Below are 23,075 nucleotides of genomic sequence, written 5' to 3' on the forward strand. Positions count from 1 at the left end.
TCATTATTTCTTATATTCAATATGGTACACATCTCTTCTTCGGTCTTTGAGTTGACGTACCGTTCCATCTTGCCGCTGTCTTCTTAAAATTTCTAAATCGACATCGCCCACGACAACCATTTCTATATTCGGATTACACTCTCCTACAATCCCATCTCTTGCAAATTCAAAGTCAGATGGAGCAAAAATCGCTGATTGTGCATATTGGACATCCATATTTTCGGTTTGCGGTAGGTTTCCGACAGTTCCTGAGATGACGGTATAAATCTGATTTTCAACCGCTCTAGCCTGTGCACAATAACGCACTCTTAAATAGCCTTGACGGTCTTCTGTACAGAACGGAGTAAAAATAATTTTTGCTCCTTTATCAGCTGCAATCCGAGCCAACTCAGGAAATTCAATATCGTAGCAAATTTGGATCGCAATTTTACCACAGTCCGTATCAAATACCCGAACCTGATCACCTGCTGAAATCCCCCACCATTTTCTTTCATTCGGTGTGATATGGAGCTTATATTGCTTTTCAATCGTTCCATCACGTCTAAATAAATAAGCGATATTGTAGATTTTCCCTTCCTCTTCAACGAAATGGGATCCACCAATGATATTAATGTTGTACTTCACAGAAAGTTCTGTGAACAAATTAATGTAGTCCTCGGTATATTCCGTGATGCGCTGCACTGCAAGACTTGGGGAACGCTCCTCTAAATAAGACATGAGCTGCGTTGTAAAAATTTCTGGGAATACGGCAAAGTCAGCTGACGCATCTGATGCGACATCCACATAATACTCAACCTGATTCATGAATTCCTCGAAGGAATGAATTTGTTTCATCGCATATTGAATGACGCAAATACGAACTGGGAATGCCGATTTATAATATCTTTTCGATTGCGGACGATAATCGACGTTGTTCCATTCCATTAACGTCGCATATGTGCTGGATGCCTTATCATCCGGCAAATAATTCGGATTAATCCGCATGAGACTGAATTCATTTAACAGCTGAAAAGATAAAACAGGATCATAAATTTGGTGAAGCATGACCTGCTCCACATATTGACGAGGCGTCATTTCCTCTTGGTATTTATGATAATTCGGGATGCGTCCTCCAATAATGATACTTTTCAAATTTAATCTTCTCGCTAAGTCTTTTCTTGCTTCATATAAACGATGGCCAATTTTCATGCGGCGGTACTCAGGACTAACCATAACCTCAATTCCGTACATATTCATCCCATCTGGATTATGGTTTGTGATGTACCCATCATCTGTGATGTCCTGCCAAGTATGACGGTCATCGTATTCATCAAAGTTAATTAATAAACTTGAACATGAGCCAATGATTTCTCCCTCAAATTCAGCACAAAACTGACCTTCTGGGAAATGCTCAAGATGACTTTCAAGGTGCTCTCGTTTCCATGGGTCCATTCCCGGAAAGCATACCTCCTGCAAGGCGATGATTCGATCAATATCTTCTTCCCGGATATTACGGATCACCATTCTTTTTTCAAACCGCGTTAAATCGAGTTTTTCTGCCATGATGTTTTTGCCCCCTTACTGATCCTCTTTTTCAAGCTGATGGAATAGCTGGAGCAATTCGATTTCAGCCATGGATTCTAATCTGACATCATATTCTTCAAATTGCAGCGTGCTCGTCACTTTGTTTGGGACGATGACGCATTTCATGCCTGCCCGTTTGGCAGCCACTGATCCATTCACTGAATCCTCAAAAGCCACACAATCCTTTGGCTCTACACCTAAGCAGCTTGCGGTTTGCAAATAAAGCTCTGGATGAGGTTTGACTTCTTCCACATCATCTGACGTGCGGATACATTCAAAGTAATCAAAAAGACCAATTTGCTTCAGGTGATCAGACACCCATTTATAGTCTGAGCTGGAAGCAAGTCCAATCTTGATTCCAAGCTCTTTTGCTGCCTGTAAATAAGCTTCTACGCCAGGTCGTGCTGATTCATCCTTCATTCTCTTTTGAAAACGAGAACGCCGGTCCGCTGTGAGTGCCCCATGATCGAGCGTCTTTCCTAGCTGCTTTTCCAAGTATTCAAACGGCTTAAAGCCTGCCTGCGTCCCGATGACGTTGCCCCATACGGAAAGAGGCAGCTCTGACTCATGCTCCGCAAACATTTCTTGTAAAACTTCATATTCATGTGTTTCTGTATCTAAAATTAATCCGTCAAAATCAAATATAATCGCCTTTACCAACGAGGCCACTCCTTTTTTTACGAAAGTCTTTAATATGATACTCACTGCTATCATATCGTGAATAAAATTGACTTTCAAAGATGAATGTCTGCTAAAATAATTATGTATAAAAGGAGCCTGTACCATTTTGTCAGGCTCCTACCCGTGTTCGGTTCATTCTGCAAGAGGTCCAAGCGCTCCGATTCGTGGAGAAATAGGCAATGTTGAAAAAGAGCGGGTTTGGTATTACAGATCTAAAGGTTTCTCCGTTCCCTTAAAAATAGTATGTGCGGCAGCCTTGTAAGTTAACAAGGAAGTTCACACCAACTTTTACGCATTTTGAAGGCGTCGGCTGGCAAAATCGTCTAAATCAAACGGAAAAGAAAAGCCGCATGCATTGACCTGCTCACGGTTTCGCTCGAATAGCTCACGATCACACTTTGTAATATGGCGTTTAGGTTTTACAATAATGGTATGTAATAGTTGAAGTCCCGATAAAATACGAAAAGCATCGTCCATCGTTCCGTTATAAACCCCTTCAACAAAGGTTAGCGGGCGTTCTTTTTGACGCGCAGCTGGGTCTTCACCGACAGCATGGGATAGAAGATCTTCAACATCCTTTGATATTTCTTCAATTGCCTGCTCTTGCAGGTCTGTTGCAGCTTTCATTATTCTCACGTGACATCTACCTCTCTGTCGTTATTTCTCCATTCAGAATAGCACAGAAAAAAAGGCGTTCGCCAAGGTAAGTGTTTCCTATATATACCCAAAGAGAGGAACGGATATCATGAACATTCAAGGACACACGCTCTCGCTAAAAGTAGGTGAGCAGCATCAAGATTCTTCACTGAGTCAGTTTTTAAAAACAGCTGTGTCGGCCTCAAAACCGATTATCCATTTTTGGATGGAGCATCAAAAAGTACGTTTAAATCAAAAGCCTGCCCATCACGCGGCAAAAGTCAGTACAGGTGATCACATACTGATCGATTTATTTGAAACGGAAGAAAGTGATGTGACGCCAGAATATGGTGAATTAGAGGTGCTCTTTGAGGACGAGCACTTATTGATTGTGCAAAAACCCGCTGGACGACCGACGCACCCGAATGAAAAGGAACAAACGGGCACACTGGCTAACCTTGTGGCCTTTCATTTTCAAGCAAATGGTGAGGAAAAGCGAGTGAGACATATTCACAGACTCGATCAAGACACAAGCGGCACGGTCATTTTTGCTAAACACAGGTTAGCTCATGCTGTGCTTGATCAAATGCTTTCTAAAAAAACGATCAGCCGAACCTACATCGCCATCGCAGAAGGACTTTTCAAGAAAAAGAAAGGCACTATTGATGCAGCGATTGGCCGTGACAAGCATCATGCCGTCAGACGAAGAATCTCTCCTACTGGTCAAAGTGCTGTCACTCACTTTCAGGTCATGGACAGCAATAAACGTCTGCAAATGACAGCCGTCAAGCTGCAACTTGAGACCGGAAGAACACATCAAATTCGAGTCCATCTTAGCAGTCTTGGGCACCCTTTAGCCGGAGATACACTTTATGGCGGAGCTCGTCATCATATCAACAGATGCGCTCTCCACGCCAAACAAGTAGACATGACACATCCTTTTACAGGTGAGCACCTGAGCATAGAAGCACCGCTTCCTCTAGATATGTCCCAGTTTATGGACGAGATCATCCATTAAAAAAAGAGCCTGCTGATCAAATGCAGGCTCTTTTTCTTTAGACAGATGCTCTTTTTGCATAAATAATGTACCGCTCTGGTGCATTGCCGACAAAATGAAATGGATAGCATGTCGTTAACACCAGCTCTTCCTTTTTATTTTGCAAAGTAATAATGGATGTATCATGCTGATCCACGATTTTCGTATGTGTGATTTCATAAACAAACTCACCATACGGCACAGTGATTTTCAGCTGATCCCCAATATTCAGTTCACCTGTTCGGCGAAACACCGTGTCACGATGGCCAGATAGGACGATTTGTCCCTTCTGATCTGGGTAATAACTGCCTTTGTAATGCCCGACTCCTTTGGCAAGATCATCCGCATCTGTCCCTTCGACAATGGGTAGGTCTGCTTTTAATTTCGGAATCGTCAGGATGCCAGAGGCTTTCCCCACATCAGGAGAAAACTGCTTCTTTGACATCCCTTGATCGTCCGCTACCGCTTTCTTTGCATCTTCTAATGATTGTGCTGTTTGAAGGTGCGTAGAGGCGATTTGCCAAATTCCCCAGCCGAGCAAGACAATTCCTGCTGTCATCACAGTAAGTGCAAGCCACTTTTTCATGCTTAAACTCCTTTACCTGTTACATTTCTCTAGATGATATGGTCATTAGCTTGCTGCTTTTTCTTCTTGTTTTGCTTTTTGAATGCGTCCCTCTTTTTGATACACAATGGAAGCTCCTTCAAAGCTCTTCACAAAAGCGACAGTGGCTTCTAAATCCTCTGGACCTGTTTCAGGATTTTTCCCCAGCCTTCCTATCGGTTCATATTTACTGCCAGTTGCAGTTGCCATAAAGTTATTCACCGTGAGTGTATATGTTTGATCGAGCGCAACGGCTGAACCATCTGGCAGCTTTAAATCGACTACTTTATATGTTACCGGATCATAGGAATATGAAAAGCCCGAAATGCTATAATCTGGTCCAAATTGAGGAGAAATTTGCGCTTCAATGATCTCAGCCAAATCTTTCCCCTTAATCTCAAGTTTAACTAAAACGTTGCCGAAAGGCTGAATATTAAACAAATCTCCCCACGTAATCGGTCCTTTTTCAAGGCTTTGCCTGATCCCGCCGCCATTCATCATGGCAAAATCACTTTTCATAGAATATCTCATACCATCAGCAATCAAATTACCGAGCGGTGTGTCTCCATCATTTGAATAGCCGCCTTCCATTTTGACACCAGCTTCTCCAACTACCTCACTAATAATCGGCTCAACTTCTTTCCCGTAATGAGTCAAGATGCTGGCTGCTTCCTTGTCCTTTTCAATACCAGACTGGTCTACATACTGAATATTTGCACTCTTTTTGACAATATCCTTCGTTTTGCGGTCAAGTGTTACATTAACTTCGCCAATGGCCTTCCCATATTCAAAGGCTTGAACAATTAATTTCCCATTGACCTCTCCGTTTACGACTTCGTGATTATGCCCTGCAAAGATGACATCAATTTCATCATCGCCTTCTTTGGCAAGCTTCGCACTCTCTCCAGTGATGGTATCTCCATTTTGCGAGGCTGTCATATGAGCTAAAACCGCAATGGCTTTGATCCCTTTTTGTTTTAATTCCTGCGCGGCTTCATTTACGGCTTTAACTTCATCTGTAAACTGAATGTCTTTAATTCCTTCTGGCATGACCATTCCTGCGGCTGATTTTGTCACAACACCGATAAATGCTACAGGGATTCCTTCGACATCCATGATTTCATAAGCAGGTAAAAGTGGTTTGCCTGTATCCTTGTATTCACAGTTTGCACAAACGAGCGGAAAATTCTGCCCGTCATATCCCTTTGTGCCTTTAGGATGATCTCCGCCATTTATGATACGTAATAGCTCGTCCACCCCTTCATCAAATTCATGGTTGCCGACCGTGCCAACATCAAAGCCAATGTTCTCCATGAGTTCAACTGTTGGTTCATCTTGCAGAAGAGAAGAAATTGGAGAGCTGCCGCCAATCATATCTCCAGCATGGACTGTGATCGTATTTTTGTTTGCTGCTTGTTTTTGTTTCATATAAGCCGCCACATAATCCATCCGTCCGTACGTTCCTTTATTGCCATCACCTTTCAGATCCAATTCGTATTGTTGATCAATTTTTCCGTGTAAATCATTCATGCTTAAAATGGTTAATGGGACTTCCCCAGCTTCCTCTGCCGGCTGATAGCCAGCCTGTTCTGCTTCTTCTTTTGAAGCAAAAAAGATGCGTTTATCTACAGCGATTTCTTTCCAGCTGTCAGGCGATACGTACGTTTTCGCTGATGAATCACCGACGTAGCGTGTCAGTCCTTTTTTCTGTTCACGTGCTCTAAATTCAAACGGCTGTTCCAGCAACGGATCCGCTTCATTCCAAATGCCCAGCCCTTTTTCTTTCGCCTCTTTGACAGCTTTTTGGAACGTCTGATAGTCCTTTTCATCTCCAACCGGCCAAATGAAATACGTAGGGGCATATCCTTTTTTCACAAGCTCTAAATTCGTATTAACCCCTTTTTTGGTTTTCACTTGAGCTAAAAGACGTCCATAGCCGTCCTTCGCTTCTGGACCAATCTTTAATGTGACTTTATCTCCGCTTGAAAGAAGTTTGTTTAAATAGTCCGCCGCCTTCTGTCCAAAACGCAGCTGATTTTGATCTAATTCATTTTTGGGCTTATGGTACGTTTCCGGCGTGTCCATATTCACAAAGCGCACCTTTGTTGTACCAAGCACAGGCTTCTTTAAATGAATCGTATCTCCATCCACCACCCGGTCAACCGTTGCCTCGTATTCTTTCTTGATTTTTGGCGGCTTTGGCTGGCGTTTCAGCAGGCTGACATCACCCTTGTGTCGTGGAAGCACCTGCAGCGTATCATACCTGCTTAACACTCCTGTAAACTCATACCATTTCCCTGTCTTCACTTCATCAATGGCACTTGTATCCACCATCACTCTAAGGATGGTACTGTGATATTTTTTATCAATGATCACCACATTGTATCCACCGCCAGCCGGCTGCTCTGGTTTTGATTCAACATAGCCTTTGACCTTCACAAGTTTTCCTTCATGTTTACGTGCCTGATCCGTTTCTAGTTGTTTCACGGAGACTCGCTTCGGTTTTGGCAAGGTTTGATTCACACCATCGATCTTCAGGCGGTCTCTATCCGGCACAACTTCAATCAGTCCTTTATAAGACGTGATCTTCCCCGATACTGTCACCTTCATGCCCGCTTTTAGTTCTGGGTAGTTGTCAGGCTGTGCTGAATATATATTGATTCCAGCTGATTTGTCTTGAATGTACGTTGACAGTTTCCCATTGCCTATAGCAGATTGATCTGCTGTCACAATTCCGCTTACCGTCACTGTCTCTCCGATTAGCTGACGGGCTTTCTTGATTTTCATTGGCTTCTTTTGGTTCCATACCGTTTCCTTCTTTTCAGACGCACTGGCTTGTTCTGCTGTGATCATGCCAGGCAGTAAAGATTGCAGACTAAAGATCACCAAAATCAAACAGCAGATCATTCGAATGGATCGAACACGTTTCATTAAACATCTCCCCTTCTGAGCTTCATCTCTCATAGTGTACTAAGTAAATATTGATGGTAGATGGATTTCTTGTAAATCTTATGTCTGCTAGCTCATTGAAAACGTAATAATCACCCGTGTCCCCTCAAAGCTTTTGCTTTCAAAACGAATGCTGCCGCCATGGCTTTCAATGATTTTAATCGTCATCATTAAACCAAGGCCAGTCCCTTTTTCTTTCGTTGTATAAAAAGGTTCACCCAGTTTCCCTATTTCGTCTTCTGGTATGCCCTTTCCTTGGTCTTCAAAGATCAGCATCATCTGATTATGTTCCAATACGGATGTGACCTGAATGACACCTGTCACACCATCCATCGCTTCAATACCGTTTTTAAGAATGTTTAAGAAAACTTGTTTCAGCTCATTCGGTATACCTTGAATGTTTGGCAGCGACGGAGACAAATTCTTTTGAATAGACACGCCTTTTAAAACCGCCTGTGATTCAACGACCATGATCACTTCTTCGAGCAGAAGATTGACTTGTACCGGCTCAAATTTCACCGATTTGCTTCTAGAGAGCACAAGGAATTCATTAATAATGGCTTCAAGCCGATTAAATTCAGACATCATCACATCTGCATAATCCTTCTGATATTTCTTACTTTGAATCATCAGCTGTAAAAATCCCTTTAATGACGTCAGCGGGTTCCTTATCTCATGGGCGATGCCGGCTGCAAGCTGACCAACCGCGGACAGCATCTCTGACTTCATCAGCATCTTCTCTGACTGCTTTTGATTCGTAATGTCCTCTGAAATCCGCATCACGGTAGACTGCATTTTGTCAGGATCATCAATTCGATGTAAAGAGACCCTCTCCCATCGTTCACGACCTGATAAATCCTGAAAGTACAGCTCACCTGTCCAGCTGCCTTCTTTTAAACAAACGTCCCATTGCTTTTCTAAATCATCACATTGACACAGCGAATGGTAGACAGAAAAGATATCTTTTCCGATCAGATCATATTCATGCTGCTGTACAAACTGGCAAAAACGCTGATTCACGCATTGGATGACCCCTTCCTCAGTTGCAACAACAATATGGATATGGCTGTTATCCAGTGCTGTTACCGCTAGATGGAGTGACTGTTTAATTTTTGTCATTTCCGTCATTTTAATCCACGTCATCACCGCTCCCTCATGATTTTGGTCAAGGATAGGTGTGATGTGAACAGTGAATTGTTCTCCTTCATTCGTTTCAATTTCTCGTTCGATGACGCGCTTGTCCGAGATAACGGATTGTATGTCATGATAGAGCGTTTCCTTCGTAAGCTTCTTAGCCATCGACTGAAAGGATTGCTGGTGCCTTATTTGAGCTGAAGTAAATAAAGAGGCAGCTGTAGGAGTGTAATAGCGAATATTCATGTCCCGGTCCACAAACAACGTCGCAAGCTCCGGCTTGACAGAAGGTTTATACAGTTCTTCCCTTGTTACCCTTAAGTTGTTTATGATATTAATAAAATGTTCGTGTTTTTTCTCAAGCTCCGCTATTTGCGTGTTTTTCGCTTTTAATTGAGCCCTTGCCTCCTGCTCTTTTTGTTTGACTTCATTGAGTTCATTTTCTAAATCGACAATACGCTGTTGATAGACTGAATTCTGATCTGGCATCCCTTTTTCCCTGCTGTTCTTTTGATTTTTTTCTCTCTCATTCATTCGAATGAGAATGACGTATACCCCTTTAAAACGGCGATCAAAACTCTTTACAATAAAATCCGCATACTGCTTTTTTCCTTTTTCCGAAATGAGAACATGCTGAAACACAACCTCTGTCTCGTCAGTCCACACCTTTTGAAAGGTTTGACTCAACATCTCTTTCAAATAATCAGGTGTCACATATTCACATGATTGATCTGACACTTCTGTACGGTCTAAGAAAGAATAGGCCCCATTTGACATCGCAATAATTTTGTCACAATCATTGATCACCATGCATGCGTCATATTCTTCGCTCACTTCTTGCATATATTGTGCAGCTCGCTTTTTTAACTCGGCATCACGAGCATCATGTACCCAAGGGACACTAGATGCAGGAACATTTGAATAGGTGTAAATGTTCCACTTCTCATTAAACAATTGAAACAATCGAGGAATATTGTGGACAGTTTCATTTGGCCCTAAGATTAACACCCCTTGATCTTTTAAAGCATATTGGAATCGGGATAATACTCGTTTTTGTACTTCTGGCTCAAAGTACATCAGAACATTTCGGCAACTGATAAAATCGAGGTGGATAAAAGGTGAATCTATCAATAAATTGTGAGGAGCAAAAACAATATATTTTCTAAGCGACTGCTTCACAATAAAAGCGTCACCTTTTTTTTCGAAATATCGCGCCCGCCATTTTTCCGGTATGCTTGCCATAGACTCTCTCGAGTAAAGACCTTTACTAGCTATTTGAATGGCTTTTCGGTTGATATCTGTCGCAAAGACTTGAAGTTCAATGGACACATCTCTTCGCTTCATTTCTTCTAAAAATAAAATCGTAAAAGAATAAGCCTCTTCCCCTGTCGAACATCCCGCAATCCAAATTCGGCATCGAGATTTCCCGTTGTTCATCGAATGGTTAATGATTGACGGTATGATCTTTTGTTCACAAACTCGAAAAGCCTCCATATCTCTAAAGAAAGTAGTTGTGCCGCTTAAAAGCTGGGCGTGCAGGCGATCAAGCTCATCTGGTTCTCTTTCTAATAAACGATCGTACTCTGATAATAATGACATCGGTTGATTTGCAATGCGCATACGTTTTTGAATAACAGAAAGCAGCCTTTTCTTTTCATAGGTTGAAAAGGCAATCCCTTTATACATTTCAAGACGTTCAATGATTCTTAGTAAAGCTGGATCCGTCTCATCAGCATGCGGGATATTGATAATTTCGGCCATATAAGCTGCAAGGATGGATGGGTTTTTAAATGTGTGATGATACATGCTGTCAAAACCACTCTCTACCTCACTGCACGATAAGGCTGTGCCGCCTTGCTCAACCAACTGAAGCAATCCACTCCCTACACAATGACCTTTTTGAAAAAAGATCGCAAACGCCTCTTCCTTTTGAACTCTGGCTAGTGACTTAAAAAGCGAGTCGACAGAGCATGCCTTGTTTGTTGGCAGCTGCTCAGATACATGAAGCCGATGATCTTCTGTTAACGTCACAGCTGCATGCTGCGGACAAAAATAGATGGTCTTCTTCGTGACTTTCTCACCATGTTTAATCGTTTTTGCCCGGTAGCCAATCGGTAAAACAAGTGCTTCCAAATCTGTTATACAATCGCCTGTCACATGATTTTGCACAACAATAAAAGAGGCGTTTAATTCATGTGGTAATGATTGAAAAAAAGCCTCAAGATGATGCTGTTCATACGGCGAAACACCGATGCCGATCACTGGTGCCTGCACATGTTCGTCTTCTATCAAACGATTAATGATTTTGTCCTGCATCTGGTACCCCCATGTTCATTCGTCTGATACTTTTTTTCGACAAAAAGAAAGAAAACCCTCTAATTGTAAATAATGTTTTTTGCATGAAAACATGAAAACATCCTCACATTAAAACAGATTGTATAAACAGAAGGAGGAATCTCAATGCAAAACGATCAGCAGCCAATGTTTCAAGGAAGTGCTCAGCAGCCTGAGCTCAACCACGGCGGGCATGAGTTATTCGATTTACATGAAATTTTAGCCGGCACAATTAATATTTTGGATCAATATATGATCCTGCGGCAGTTTATTCAAGATCCTGCATTATCCGACATCCTGGATCGACAATATCAATTCGTTTTATCCCAGTACAATGTCACTGTAGATTGTTTTTCTACCGGACAAAAGCCTAGTGAAGAAACCGCTACTTATATGATGAAAGAACACACACAAGTGACATACGGAATCAAGCCTTCTCAGCCTAAGAAGCCGAACCAGTCATTACAGGATGTAAAAGACTTAGGCATCACAGGACATATGCTCAGCCTAGTCAAATCACACGCTGGGTTACTTTCGATGTCAGCATTAGAAGTAACAAACCCTGTTGTCCGACGTGTGCTTGCTGCGCAGATTCCGAACTTTATCGAAATGGCCTATGAAATTTTCTTGTATCAAAACAAGCATGGCTACTATCAAGTTCCTCAGCTTTCCAAACAAGACATGACAGCCATGACTTCAGCTTTTGCACCGCTTCAGGGCCAAGTTCAAATGCCTCCTAGCAAGGCCGATCAACAAAAGCCTCTGCATTAAAAAAACGGCTGACCCCCTTTGCTGGTCAGCCGTTTTTTCTTTGATACATCACTTTAAACTGTTCTTCAAAATCTGTGAGCCTCTCCCCCGTCGCCTGTTCAAAGCCGGTAGCAAATTGGCCCGTTTTCGCAGTTTCCTCCATGATCTCATGTATGACATCTCGTCCGTAAAGCTGCACCAGCTCATAGATCATATAATAGCTTTGTAAATAGACATCAGTCTCATACGTCACCCGGGAGTCCTGCCAGTCTTGATCAGAATGAAGAGATTGAAAAGGAATCACGTCGAACCTTTCAGAAGTAGCATTTAACACGTCATAGGCCGTCCATTCTGCTGTTCCTTCGTGGAACCAAAGCGGAAAAATGCCTGGAGACACTTCATATGAATGGACCTTTTCATAGAAAACAAAATGAGCATACTCATGAATAAACAACGTATTGAAAAAGTATAAAGGCAGTGTCTCTTTCTTCAATAATGCTTCCCGCTTATCTGGATATAACCCAATCATTTGATCATGATCAGAGTAAAATCCCGTAATATGCTTGATTCCAGCCATTTGTTCGATCGTCTCTTTATCATCAAAATAGATAACGTCTAAAGGTCTGTCAGCTTCAAACTGAAACACTGACGCTGTCCTCTTCTCTGCCTGTTTCATGGCCTCTATTGTCAGATCAACAAAAGCGTCCTCTTCCTCTGCATAGTAGATTCGAATATGTTCATAGACTTGCTTATTGAGTCCCTCCGTTATAATCGTTTTAGGAGAAGACTGCTGCTCTAAATATTGTCCTGTCAGCTGAAACGCAACATAAATCAAGTACGCGGAGAAAGCATAAAAAATCAGACCTGCTGCAATCATTCCACCTACAAGTTTTTTATGAATCAATGACGGCTTGGCTTTCATTTGCTCCCCACCTGAATTCATCCTGCACCCTCTTTCTCTTTCTATGAAGAAACAAAGATCAACAAGAGGTGATATATTTTTTACTTTATGCAGTCAGGTGCGCGAGGTGCGATTTCAAACAAAAAAGCCGCATATGACATACGGCTTTTGTCGTAGCTATTTTGATTCAGGGAAGACACGTCTAATCGTTTCAGTAAATTCATCGAAAAATCCTGAAATTGGCTCTCCGCTTCTAATACGTTTTCCGTACCCTTGCATACGATCAACAAAGTCTGGATTAGCAGATACATACACGTTGTCAATTTGTTGATCAGTTGATTTGACTTTGTCTGAAATTTTCTTTTTCAGATCGTCCGTCACATCGCCACTTTTATTGCCTTCAAGCACAACAGCAACAAATGCATTTTTTCCTGTGACAAGCACGTTCGCTGTTTTCACTTCAGACATATTGGCTACAAGTTCTGACGCCTTATCTGCCTCTTTGACCTTCTGAGGTGTTTGAACATCTGGCTGATCCTGTCTCATGTTGTCATTCTTATATGTGACATTTTCATACTGCCTTTTCATTGTTCCTCTTCGCTCATCGCCCTGATTGTTCATTCCACACCCAGCGGTGATTAATGTTGGCACAAGCAGTAAAGATAGCATCCATTTCTTCTTCATCAATTATTCCCTCCTTTTGATCATAGGTTTTTCATCCAGCCGGCTTTTTATGCACACATCCTCTTTTTTGCAAAATGAATTCATAATTCAGCTGGGTTTGGTCATCCTAAACATGATGAAGGATCATCACGATCAAATGGAGGGATTCGTTTGTTTAAAAAAAGAAAAGGTATGAGCACTGGTGCAATGATCGCAGTATCCACAGCCATCATTGCATTATTCTCCCCGGTTTTACGAAGAAGGCTGAAAAGCATGACACAAATGAATATGTCTTCAATGATGAAAGGTACAAGCCATCAACACCAAGACTCATCTCGCCATGAGTCACACTCACAAAAAGCATCAAAAAGTACAGGTGAAGTTGGACAAATGATCAAGCAGGCATTCACCGCTGTCCAGCCAAATCAAACGAACCAACACCAATCACCATCAAGAACCCATCAGCCAAGAGAGTCTTATGCGCAATCTCTTCACATTGATGAAAATGTGATGAATGTGATGGATGATGAATCAATACAGCAAGTCATCAATGACATTGAACACAAATAATAAAACAGGAGCCTTCATAAAAAGAGGCTCCTGTTTTATTCTCCAGAAAAATGTTCTTTGACCATGAGACAAAAGGAAGGTAGAAATATGATTTCGATGGTTGTGAGGAAGTCGTCATGATGCTCTAATATCAGCAAAAGCTCCTTTTCTTCCTTCATATCTTTTTTTATCTCTACATGCTGCACAGTTTTAAAATCATATATGCCTAAAACGGATTCGGTCTTTTTTCGAACGACCTTTAAGGTAAATTCCTTCATAGCAAGCGACATGTTCACAACAAATCGCTCCTCCTGATTCTCGAACCGAAACGTCAAATCTTGATATTCAATCGGCATTTCTTTTTCAAATCCGGCATCTGGCATTTTTTCAAAAAAAGAAAGCCAGTCCGTTTGATCTGGAAAGCGTTTTCCTCTCATTTTCTTCAATTCCTCATCATTAAAATTTTTATTAATTATCCTTTTTCCCCTTTTCTTTTGCAACAAATTTTAGTAATTTTAAAAAGGTGATTCTATTTTGCTAAGAGACCTCTTTATTAATTTAACAATTCTTGTCACTTTCCATTATTTATTTATGCTTGTGTTTAAAGAGAATTTTCTGAAGAAAGAAGATACCTTGCTCAGACAGCTATGCAAAGGCATGCTTTCTGGGTTACTAGGTGTCCTTTTAATGTTCTTCTCTATTAAAATAGGACCAGCGATCGTCGATTTAAGACATATTCCCCTTATTTTAACGGCCTTTTATGGAGGCATCGTCCAAACAATGATTGCAGCCTTTGTTGTCATCATTGGCCGATTATTAATTGATGCCAACATCGCTTCTTCCATCAATATTTTTTCCATGATGTTTATCGCAACCTCTTCGTTTTTGATTGCTGAGCGTCATATGAATCATGTTGTGAAAATGCTGTTATCCATTACGATTGGTAATGTGATGGCCACAAGCCTTTTTATCTTGATCGTGCATCAGACATCATTTAAACTGCATTTTGCTTATTGGATTTTCTCATATATTGCTGGGTTGTTTAATTTTTATGTCATTGAGCATCAAACAAAAGCATATCAGCTGTTAAATTTGTATAAATTCCAAGCTCATTATGACTTTTTAACAGGTGTTTTAAATAAACGGAAGTTCGATGAGGTATTAAGTGATGCTTTTACTAATAAGTTGAAGCAACCTATCCATCAAATGTCCCTTATTTACCTAGACATCGATTACTTCAAAACCATCAATGATCAATATGGGCATCATGAGGGAGATATCGTTTTAAAAGAAATCGGTACAAGGCTGATTAAAAACACAAGAAGCTCTGATTATATTGGTAGAATTGGCGGTGAAGAATTCGCTGTCCTTCTACCAAATTGTACAATTGAAAAAACATGGCAGATTGCAGAACGCTTACGAAAAAAAATAGCAGATCAGCCGATTTATTTAAAAAATGGCATGTCGATTCACACTACAGTATCAATTGGGTGTGCTTATTCTCATGGAACTGGTGCAGACATCAAACAATTACCGATTATAGCTGATCAGGAGCTCTATAAAGCGAAGGAGTCCGGCAGAAATCAAGTGAGCTTTTCAGAGAGAAAAAAAGCCCATTTGACATAGGCATTTTCCTCAATTTGTTAGCGCTAATTATTTTTAAAAAAGTTTTCGTATAACAGTTGTTTTTTCCCGCAAACACTGGTAAAGTAAAGGTAATTATTTTTGTTCGTATCATCTTTAAGAAGAAAGTTTTGAAAGAGTTTTCGTCTTTGAAGTTTGTGTAAGAGCAAGAATAGTGAATTTAAGCGTTAAGATCGCTTTAGGAGGAAATTTCATGTTAGAAGGTAAAGTAAAATGGTTCAACTCTGAAAAAGGTTTCGGATTCATCGAAGTAGAAGGTCAAGACGATGTATTCGTTCACTTCTCTGCTATCCAAGGCGAAGGCTTCAAAACTTTAGAAGAAGGTCAATCAGTTTCTTTCGAAATCGTTGAAGGTAACCGTGGACCACAAGCTGCTAACGTTAACAAAGCGTAATTTAAGAGCATCTGCTCTTTTAGCACTTTATAGAGTGAAGGAAAACCGCTTGGCTTCTGCCGGCGGTTTTTTTGTGCCATAAAAAAAGAGAACCTGATGAAAGGTTCTCTTTTTTTATTTTTCCTTCTGCTTTAGCTTCTGCAAAGCAGAACGATACATATCATCATTCATTTTTGTCTCTGGTTCTTCTTCTTTGACAGGTGGTTCTGGCTGTTTAAACTTTTGAAGCGCCTGTCTATAGAAATCGTCGCCAGACGCAGCATCATCTGTTTGAGAAGGCTCTGACGGTTTTTTTTCAACTTCAGGCTCTACATGTCTCGCCACAGCTTCTGGCTCGCTATGCGGCACGTCAGGCTGATTGGAGACATCTTCTTTGATCTCTTCCTTATCGGCCGATGCGTGTCTGACATTGAACGCTACTAATCCAATAATGACTAGAACAGCAGCTACTAACGCTACAATAATCGTCGCCAAAAGAACCCTCTCCTTATCGCTTAAATGATGCAGTGACTGATGCTACACGTCTTCCTAGTGCTTTTCCGAGTTCAATGCCTTCAGTCGAAATCAATTCATCAGAATCGATCGGACATGTCACACCAGCTCCATAGTAAGAGCCGTATAGTGCATTCTCAGGAACATTCCCAGGAAGGCCGACAACAAGCATTCCTTGGTGGAACATTGGGGTAATCAAATTATGCATTGTCATTTCTAAACCGCCGTGTGTTGTAGCAGTTGTACAGAAAACAGCACCGACTTTATCGATTAGTTTTCCTTCTGCCCATAAGTAGCCAAGACGGTCAATCCATGTCTTTAACCCAGAACTAATGGTACCAAAATGACCAGGGCAGCCCCAAATGATCGCATCCATTTGATCGAGCTTGCGAATATCCGCATCTTTCACGTGATCAATGAATACTTCAGCTTGCTCTGTTTCACCTGCGCCTGCTGCAATCGCTTCTGCAAGTGCTTTTGTATGGTCACCTTCACTATCGTATACAACATAAATTTTCATGTACGGTCCCTCCACACTTATCTTGCATCTTGGTTTGCTTCTTTAGGTGCTGGAAGCAGTGATATTTCTTGTTTCTTATGCTGCTGATCTTTTCGCTTTTTATCCTTACGAACGTCTCGCAGGAACAAGCTGAGAATGACACCAGCCGCACAGAATAATGTCACCCACATGTAAGCATCATTGATACCCATCACGTTTGAATCAACCTGTGCTTTCGTAAAGAGCTGGGTGGATACATATTTTTGAGCAGCTTCTGCTGTCATGCCCATATGATGCATCACATTCGATACAGCCGCCTGGAATGAATTCATAAAGAACGGGTCCGCTGTATTTGTTTGATCCGCCATATTGGAATAATGGAATGTCGTCCGATTCGTATAAATCGTTGTGATCAAACTCGTACCGATGGAACCACTAATCTGTCTTAATGTATTAGACATCGCTGTACCATGGCTGTTTAAGTGCTGCGGTAATTGGTTCATCCCCGCTGTCATAACTGGCATCATAAGGAGTGACATACCAAATGCACGTACTGCATACATAAGCACAATGTGACTATAGGAAGTATCAATGGTCAGCCTTGTAAACTCATATGTCGTGACAACGGTAATGAGCATCCCCACAATCGCAAGCGGACGAGGTCCAAATTTATCAAACAAGATTCCTGAAATCGGGGACATAATGAGCATCGCAAGTGCCCCTGGAAGCATTAATAACCCAGATTGCAATGCCGTAAACCCAACGAGGTTTTGCAGATAAATCGGAAGTAAGAACATCCCCGTATATAAGGCAACCGTAATAATAATGTTAATGACACTTGATAATGAGAAAATGCTGTATTTAAATACGCGGAAATCAAGCATCGGATTATCAGCTTTCAACTGTTGGAAAATAAAGAGAATGATCGCAATCGCACCAATAATAATCGTAGATAAGACGATCGGATCTGTCCAACCATCACTTCCTGCCTCACTCACTCCGTATAGAAGGGAAGCAAAACCGACGATTGAAAGAATCGCACCAAGACTGTCCAGCTTGATTTTTTTAGGCTCTACAATATTTTTAAACATAAAGAAAGCCGCGATAATGACAATCGCACCGATTGGTACAAGTCCATAAAACATAATACGCCAAGAATAATGTTCAATAATATAACCCGATAATGTTGGTCCTACTGCAGGAGCAAACATCATCGCAAGACCAAAAATCCCCATTCCTTTCCCTCTGTTTTCCGGAGGGAAAATAAAAAGGATTGTTGTCATGACGAGCGGCTGTAAGATACCGCCGCCGACAGCCTGAATCAAACGGCCGATGAGCATCGTTGAAAAGTTTGGCGCAATACCGCAAATAAATGTACCTAGTGTAAACGAGATCATAGCCACTAGGAATAAGCTGCGCTGTCCAAAACGTGTGATTAAAAACGCAGACAACGGAATCAGCACACCGTTGACAAGCATGTAGCCTGTTGTCAGCCACTGAATCGTCGTTGCACTCACATTAAATTCTGTCATTAAATGGGGCATAGCTACGTTCAAAAGCGTTTGGTTTAAAATCGCTACGAACAAACCGGCCATTAAAATGATCAGTAAAGACAAGGAGCCTGTTCCCTGTTTTGTCGCTGCAGGTTGATTTGCCATCTCAGACAACCTCCTTTCATTTTTTGATATCAATCATCATTAAGATGAAATTTTGACAGAAGCATTCATACCTGGAAGTACTTTGTCTGATGGATTTTTAATTGAAATTTTCACTGCTACTTTTTGCGTTACTTTTGTATAGTTACCACTTGAATTCGTTGCTGGCAGCATATTGAATGTTGAGTTTGTCGCATAACCAATTTGTTCAACAGTTCCTTCAAATGTTGTATCAGGATCTCCATCTACAACGATGTCGACTTTGTCGCCTTTTTCAATGTTTTTAATATCTGTTTCTTTAATATTTGCTGTGATGTAAAGCTTGCTTAAATCAATTGTTTCACCAAGAACTGTACCAGGCTGCACTTGTTGATTGTTTTGTACTTCTTTTTTGACTAATGTGCCATCAGCCACTGCTTTAATGTTTGTTTTTGTTTGTCCTTCAACTTTTGCAACTGTGCTGTCTTTTTCCACTTCGTCACCTTCGTTGATATCCCAGCCTTTGATTTGTCCAGCTGCTGGTGCTGTAATTTGATACATGTCACCTGTCACTTTTGCCTCGTCTGTTTTAACAAAGTTTGTGCTTTCGTAGTAGTAATAAGCACCTCCGGCAATAATGGCAAGAATCACAATAAGGCCAATAATGTTCGTTAGCAATAAACGCCCTCTGTTCATGTTTTGTTTCTCCTTTCATGTATAAAAATATAGTGTCATCTGCTTTAGCAAACTTAGAATGCCCATCATCTGACAGAATATGAAACAAGCTCAACACTCTGTCCTTTTCCCTTCATCTACTCCCGCCCCTATCATGGTGTGCAGCCCATTTATACTTATTGTTCACTTATGAGCAAAGAGCAGAAAAAGAAGAAAAGACGATCGGCATCTTTTTTGAAAAACTTATATTTAACAAGATTAAATATTAATAAATGAAAATTGAAATGTCAAAGAGAAAGTTTTACTTTTTTTTTGGTGATCCTTTCCTTCTCCACACAAAAAACCTTTCAGCCCTTATGCTGAAAGGTTTTTTTTAATGTGCTCATTATGAATGAACTTCTTCCTGCTGAAAAAATTTTTTTAGTGCGAGAAAAACGTCAGATTTTTGCTTCAAAATATAATGCTTAAATTTCTCATCCTGAATATGCTTGTATGCTGACATTAACGTAGAATGCCGATTGTATTGATTCACTTCACCATAGCAAAATAAATTGGCTTTTTTCATGATCTCAGAAACAAGTTTCACACACCGGGCATTGTCTGAGGTCAAATTGTCACCATCAGAAAAATGAAAAGGATAAATATTATATCGCGACGGCGGGTATCGTTCGTCTATGAGCTCTAGTGCCTTTCGATAGACAGACGAGCAAATGGTCCCCCCGCTCTCACCCCGTGAGAAGAAATGTTCTTCGTCTACCACCTTCGCCTCTGTATGGTGAGCAATAAATTCAATTTCGACTGTCTCATACTTTGTCCGTAAGAAACGTGTCATCCAAAAGAAAAAACTTCTCGCCATATATTTTTCCCAAAGACCCATGCTTCCGCTCGTATCCATCATCGCCAAAACGACGGCTTTCGACTCTGGTTTGGTCACTTCATTCCACGTTTTATACTTGATATCCTCCGGGTAGATGGGATAAAAAGAAGGACTGCCTGTCATCGCATTTCGTTTAAATGCCGACAGCATCGTTCGTTTTTTGTGGATATTTCCAGTTAACCCGGTTTTGCGAATATCGTTAAACTCAATTTGTTCGACAATGATGTCGTCAAGCTCCTTTTGCTTGAGGTTTGGAAGCTCCAGTTCACGAAACAGCGCTTCCTCGAGATCCATTAATGAGACTTCTGCTTCGTAATAATCCTCACCAGCTTGATCTCCAGCGCCCTGCCCCTTTCCTTGGCCCTGCTTACTGTCTGAGCCGTCGCGCGCAACAACATCGCCAACCTCACTGTCTCCATCCCCTTGACCCACATGCTTATTTTTATCGTAGTTATACCGAATTTTATATTCATCTAATGAACGAATCGGAATTTTCACAACATCTTTTCCATTCGACATGATGATGCTTTCTTCTGTGACAAGATCCGGCAAATTATTTTTAATCGCCTCTTTGACTTTTTTCTGATGACGCTGCTGGTCGTCATAGCCTTTTCGATGGAGGGACCAGTCTTCCTGAGACACAATAAACTGACTTTTTTCTTGCCGGGACATCCATCCCCCTCCTCACCTTTTTGCACAATTCTTCTAACCATCGATTCCTTTATCCTATGCTGCTCGTCATCCAAGTTGACGATCATTTCTAAAAAAGACATTACCGGTGCTGATGCGCCAATAATGCCTCCTTCTTTTATTAACGATTCAGAAGACTGCCTACATATTTTAAAAGTTCATTTGCACTTGTTGAATTATAGCCATGCTCATCAATCAATCTAGCCACTACTTCATTGACCTTCTTCAGCTGCTGTTCATCAGGTGTCTTCGTCGATGTCGTAATTTTCACCACATCTTTTAGATCGGCAAACAGCTTCTTCTGAATGGCCTCTCTCAATCTCTCATGCGAATTATAATCAAAGCGTTTTCCCTTTCTCGCATAAGCCGAAATACGAATCAGAATTTCTTCTCTAAATGCCTTTTTGGCGTTTTCAGAAATGCCGATCTGCTCCTCAATTGAACGCATGAGCTTTTCATCAGGATTCATTTCTTCACCCGTTAACGGATCACGCAGCTTGTTTTTATTGCAGTAAGCCTCGACATTATCTAAGTAATTATCCATCAGCGTTTTCGCAGACTCCTCATAGGAATACACAAATGCCTTTTGCACTTCCTTCTTCGCAATATCATCATACTCTTTTCGCGCGACTGAAATGAAATTCAAATAACGCTCCCGGTCCTCGCTGGAGATAGATGGATGCTGATCGAGCCCTTCTTTTAAGGAGCGAAGAACATCCAGTGCATTGATCGATTCCATATTCTTTCGAATGATGGTGGATGAAATTCGGTTAATCACATACCGCGGATCAATTCCGCTCATCCCTTCGTCATGAAATTCCTTTTTAATCTCATCAATATCGACTGATTGGAAGCCTTCAACACTTTCTCCGTCATACAGACGCATTTTTTTCACCAAATCAATATCAGAACGTTTCGGTTCTTTAAGTCTCGTTAAAATGGAGAACATTGCCGCTACCTTCAACGTATGCGGGGCAATATGCACATCTGAAACATCACTTTCTGAAATCATTTTATGATAAATGCGTTCTTCTTCTGTGACCTTTAAATTATAAGGAATTGGCATCACAATAATTCTTGAATGCAAAGCTTCGTTCTTTTTATTTGAAATAAACGACCTGTACTCGGTTTCATTCGTATGGGCGACGATCAATTCATCTGCACTAATCAAGGCGAATCTTCCTGCCTTAAAATTCCCTTCCTGCGTTAATGACAAGAGGTGCCAGAGAAATTTCTCATCACACTTTAACATCTCCTGAAACTCCATCATCCCTCTGTTTGCTTTATTGAGTTCTCCATCAAAGCGGTACGCACGAGGATCTGACTCTGATCCAAATTCGGCAATGGTTGAAAAATCGATGCTGCCTGTTAAATCGGCAATGTCCTGAGATTTCGGATCAGACGGACTAAAGGTACCAATGCCGGTCCGTTTATCCTCTGAAAAAAAGATCCGCTCGACCCTAACATCCTCAATTCTGCCGCCATATTCCTCTTCCAGTCTCATCATGTTCAGAGGCGACAAATTTCCCTGCACACGAATCCCATATTCTCTATAGAAATCCTCACGCAGATTTTGCGGAATGAGATGTAGCGGATCTTCATGCATAGGGCAGCCTTTGATCGCATAAACTGCGCCATGATCTGTCAGTGAATATTCTTCAAGACCTCTTTTCAATCTAGTGACAAGTGTCGATTTCCCCCCGCTTACTGGTCCCATCAGTAATAAAATACGCTTCCTGACATCTAGCCGCTTTGCAGCAGGATGAAAATATTCCTCCACTAATCTTTCGAGTGATTCCTCTAATCCAAACAGCTCCTGATCAAAAAATTTGTAGGTTCTGACCCCATTCTCCTCTTCAATCCCGCTGTCTTTAATCATATGATAAACGCGAGAATGAGCAGATTGAGCGACAAGTGGATTTTCCTTAATAATGTCTAAATAATCGCTGAATGTGCCTTCCCATTTGAGACGCTGCTCTTCTTCTCTGTGCTGTTCGATTTTCTTTAAAATATCCATATGAACCTCCTCTTTCAAGATTGAAGCTAGAAATCAGATACTGTTTTACAATCTATGCGGAGGCGTCCTATTACATGCTTTCGTTCTTCAAAATGACGAATTGGCAAACTGAATTGACAACCATCCGCAAGACCCTTCATAATAAAGGAAAAATAGGAGAAAAATGATTTTCTTCTCCTGCTTTTCAAGGTGAACTTCACATCATATGAAACAGGCAGCGAACGGAACAAAGGGATAAGGGGGAGCTTATATGAGAACGGTCATTATGATGGGCGTCATCATTACGTTTTTAGTATCCATTTTCACTGCTGGCTACGAAGGCAAGCCTGGTAAATGAAAAAAAGGATGTTCCT

At 41.1% G+C, this 23,075-nt stretch carries 20 protein-coding genes; 5 read left to right on the top strand and 15 right to left on the bottom strand.

Annotated features, from left to right (window positions below; all coding sequences use genetic code 11):
* Nucleotides 1-3 precede the first annotated feature (3 nt).
* The 3 genes from ACP69X_RS09580 to ACP69X_RS09590 form a co-directional block, all read right to left on the bottom strand.
* Entirely contained in the window at nt 4-1,542 is a 1,539-nt protein-coding gene (locus ACP69X_RS09580; protein ID WP_268429643.1) for a bifunctional GNAT family N-acetyltransferase/carbon-nitrogen hydrolase family protein, read from the bottom strand.
* 15 nt (nt 1,543-1,557) lie between these two features.
* Nucleotides 1,558-2,223 carry an HAD family hydrolase gene (locus ACP69X_RS09585; RefSeq protein WP_411242394.1) on the bottom strand — a complete coding sequence of 222 codons (666 nt, stop codon included), beginning with the start codon at nt 2,221-2,223 and terminating at the stop codon, nt 1,558-1,560.
* A gap of 309 nt (nt 2,224-2,532) precedes the next feature.
* Nucleotides 2,533-2,880, bottom strand: a complete 348-nt coding sequence (locus tag ACP69X_RS09590) for a DUF5365 family protein (protein ID WP_041089569.1) — start codon at nt 2,878-2,880, stop codon at nt 2,533-2,535.
* Between the two features lie 109 nt (nt 2,881-2,989).
* Here ACP69X_RS09590 and ACP69X_RS09595 point away from each other — a divergent pair, with 109 nt between their 5' ends.
* Nucleotides 2,990-3,898 carry an RluA family pseudouridine synthase gene (locus ACP69X_RS09595; RefSeq protein ID WP_411242396.1) on the top strand — a complete coding sequence of 303 codons (909 nt, stop codon included), beginning with the start codon at nt 2,990-2,992 and terminating at the stop codon, nt 3,896-3,898.
* Nucleotides 3,899-3,935: 37 nt separating this feature from the next.
* Here ACP69X_RS09595 and ACP69X_RS09600 read toward each other — a convergent pair whose 3' ends face one another.
* From ACP69X_RS09600 to ACP69X_RS09610, 3 genes are all read right to left on the bottom strand, one after another.
* On the bottom strand, nt 3,936-4,502 hold the full coding sequence (locus tag ACP69X_RS09600; protein WP_041089565.1) for a class D sortase: 567 nt from the start codon (nt 4,500-4,502) through the stop codon (nt 3,936-3,938).
* Between the two features lie 45 nt (nt 4,503-4,547).
* Entirely contained in the window at nt 4,548-7,451 is a 2,904-nt protein-coding gene (locus ACP69X_RS09605; protein WP_426052632.1) for a 5'-nucleotidase C-terminal domain-containing protein, read from the bottom strand.
* A gap of 87 nt (nt 7,452-7,538) precedes the next feature.
* Nucleotides 7,539-10,919: a CheR family methyltransferase gene (locus tag ACP69X_RS09610; RefSeq protein WP_269104035.1), complete on the bottom strand. Its 3,381-nt coding sequence runs from the start codon at nt 10,917-10,919 to the stop codon at nt 7,539-7,541.
* A 144-nt stretch (nt 10,920-11,063) separates the two neighbouring features.
* Between ACP69X_RS09610 and ACP69X_RS09615 the strand changes: the two genes are divergently transcribed.
* A complete protein-coding gene (locus tag ACP69X_RS09615) occupies nt 11,064-11,708 on the top strand; it encodes a spore coat protein (protein WP_041089559.1) in 645 nt (214 codons plus the stop codon).
* 25 nt (nt 11,709-11,733) lie between these two features.
* On the opposite strand, the gene ACP69X_RS09620 is transcribed toward ACP69X_RS09615, so the two are convergent.
* Together ACP69X_RS09620 and ACP69X_RS09625 are read right to left on the bottom strand one after the other, a co-directional pair.
* Nucleotides 11,734-12,609, bottom strand: coding sequence for a hypothetical protein (locus ACP69X_RS09620; protein ID WP_041089919.1), 876 nt, complete (start codon nt 12,607-12,609; stop codon nt 11,734-11,736).
* Nucleotides 12,610-12,765: 156 nt separating this feature from the next.
* On the bottom strand, nt 12,766-13,272 hold the full coding sequence (locus tag ACP69X_RS09625; protein WP_041089557.1) for a YhcN/YlaJ family sporulation lipoprotein: 507 nt from the start codon (nt 13,270-13,272) through the stop codon (nt 12,766-12,768).
* Nucleotides 13,273-13,422: 150 nt separating this feature from the next.
* On the opposite strand from ACP69X_RS09625, the gene ACP69X_RS09630 reads away from it, so the two are divergent.
* Nucleotides 13,423-13,821 carry a hypothetical protein gene (locus tag ACP69X_RS09630; protein ID WP_041089555.1) on the top strand — a complete coding sequence of 133 codons (399 nt, stop codon included), beginning with the start codon at nt 13,423-13,425 and terminating at the stop codon, nt 13,819-13,821.
* A 35-nt stretch (nt 13,822-13,856) separates the two neighbouring features.
* Here ACP69X_RS09630 and ACP69X_RS09635 read toward each other — a convergent pair whose 3' ends face one another.
* Nucleotides 13,857-14,237 (bottom strand): hypothetical protein, encoded by a 381-nt coding sequence (locus tag ACP69X_RS09635; protein ID WP_041089553.1) that lies wholly within the window; start codon nt 14,235-14,237, stop codon nt 13,857-13,859.
* 97 nt (nt 14,238-14,334) lie between these two features.
* Here ACP69X_RS09635 and ACP69X_RS09640 point away from each other — a divergent pair, with 97 nt between their 5' ends.
* Together ACP69X_RS09640 and cspB are read left to right on the top strand one after the other, a co-directional pair.
* Nucleotides 14,335-15,426 carry a GGDEF domain-containing protein gene (locus ACP69X_RS09640; protein WP_411242398.1) on the top strand — a complete coding sequence of 364 codons (1,092 nt, stop codon included), beginning with the start codon at nt 14,335-14,337 and terminating at the stop codon, nt 15,424-15,426.
* A gap of 211 nt (nt 15,427-15,637) precedes the next feature.
* Entirely contained in the window at nt 15,638-15,838 is a 201-nt protein-coding gene (gene cspB, locus ACP69X_RS09645; RefSeq protein ID WP_008349061.1) for a cold shock-like protein CspB, read from the top strand.
* 114 nt (nt 15,839-15,952) lie between these two features.
* On the opposite strand, the gene ACP69X_RS09650 is transcribed toward cspB, so the two are convergent.
* The 6 genes from ACP69X_RS09650 to ACP69X_RS09675 all read right to left on the bottom strand — a co-directional run bounded on the left by ACP69X_RS09650 (nt 15,953) and on the right by ACP69X_RS09675 (nt 22,722).
* Nucleotides 15,953-16,312: a hypothetical protein gene (locus ACP69X_RS09650; RefSeq protein WP_041089547.1), complete on the bottom strand. Its 360-nt coding sequence runs from the start codon at nt 16,310-16,312 to the stop codon at nt 15,953-15,955.
* 13 nt (nt 16,313-16,325) lie between these two features.
* Entirely contained in the window at nt 16,326-16,850 is a 525-nt protein-coding gene (locus ACP69X_RS09655) for an NAD(P)H-dependent oxidoreductase (protein WP_024425322.1), read from the bottom strand.
* 17 nt (nt 16,851-16,867) lie between these two features.
* Complete coding sequence (locus ACP69X_RS09660) at nt 16,868-18,487, bottom strand: DHA2 family efflux MFS transporter permease subunit (protein ID WP_041089545.1); 1,620 nt, start codon at nt 18,485-18,487, stop codon at nt 16,868-16,870.
* Nucleotides 18,488-18,526: 39 nt separating this feature from the next.
* The gene (locus tag ACP69X_RS09665) at nt 18,527-19,159 is read right to left on the bottom strand and encodes an HlyD family efflux transporter periplasmic adaptor subunit (protein ID WP_024425324.1); all 633 of its coding nucleotides are present in this window, start codon (nt 19,157-19,159) and stop codon (nt 18,527-18,529) included.
* Nucleotides 19,160-19,523: 364 nt separating this feature from the next.
* Entirely contained in the window at nt 19,524-20,687 is a 1,164-nt protein-coding gene (gene yhbH / locus ACP69X_RS09670; RefSeq protein WP_075611078.1) for a sporulation protein YhbH, read from the bottom strand.
* 139 nt (nt 20,688-20,826) lie between these two features.
* Nucleotides 20,827-22,722 (bottom strand): PrkA family serine protein kinase, encoded by a 1,896-nt coding sequence (locus ACP69X_RS09675; RefSeq protein WP_426052633.1) that lies wholly within the window; start codon nt 22,720-22,722, stop codon nt 20,827-20,829.
* Nucleotides 22,723-23,075: the final 353 nt, after the last annotated feature.

Source organism: Bacillus sp. DC4300-2b2 (assembly GCF_049895685.1).
GTDB lineage: Bacteria > Bacillota > Bacilli > Bacillales > Bacillaceae > Bacillus > Bacillus safensis.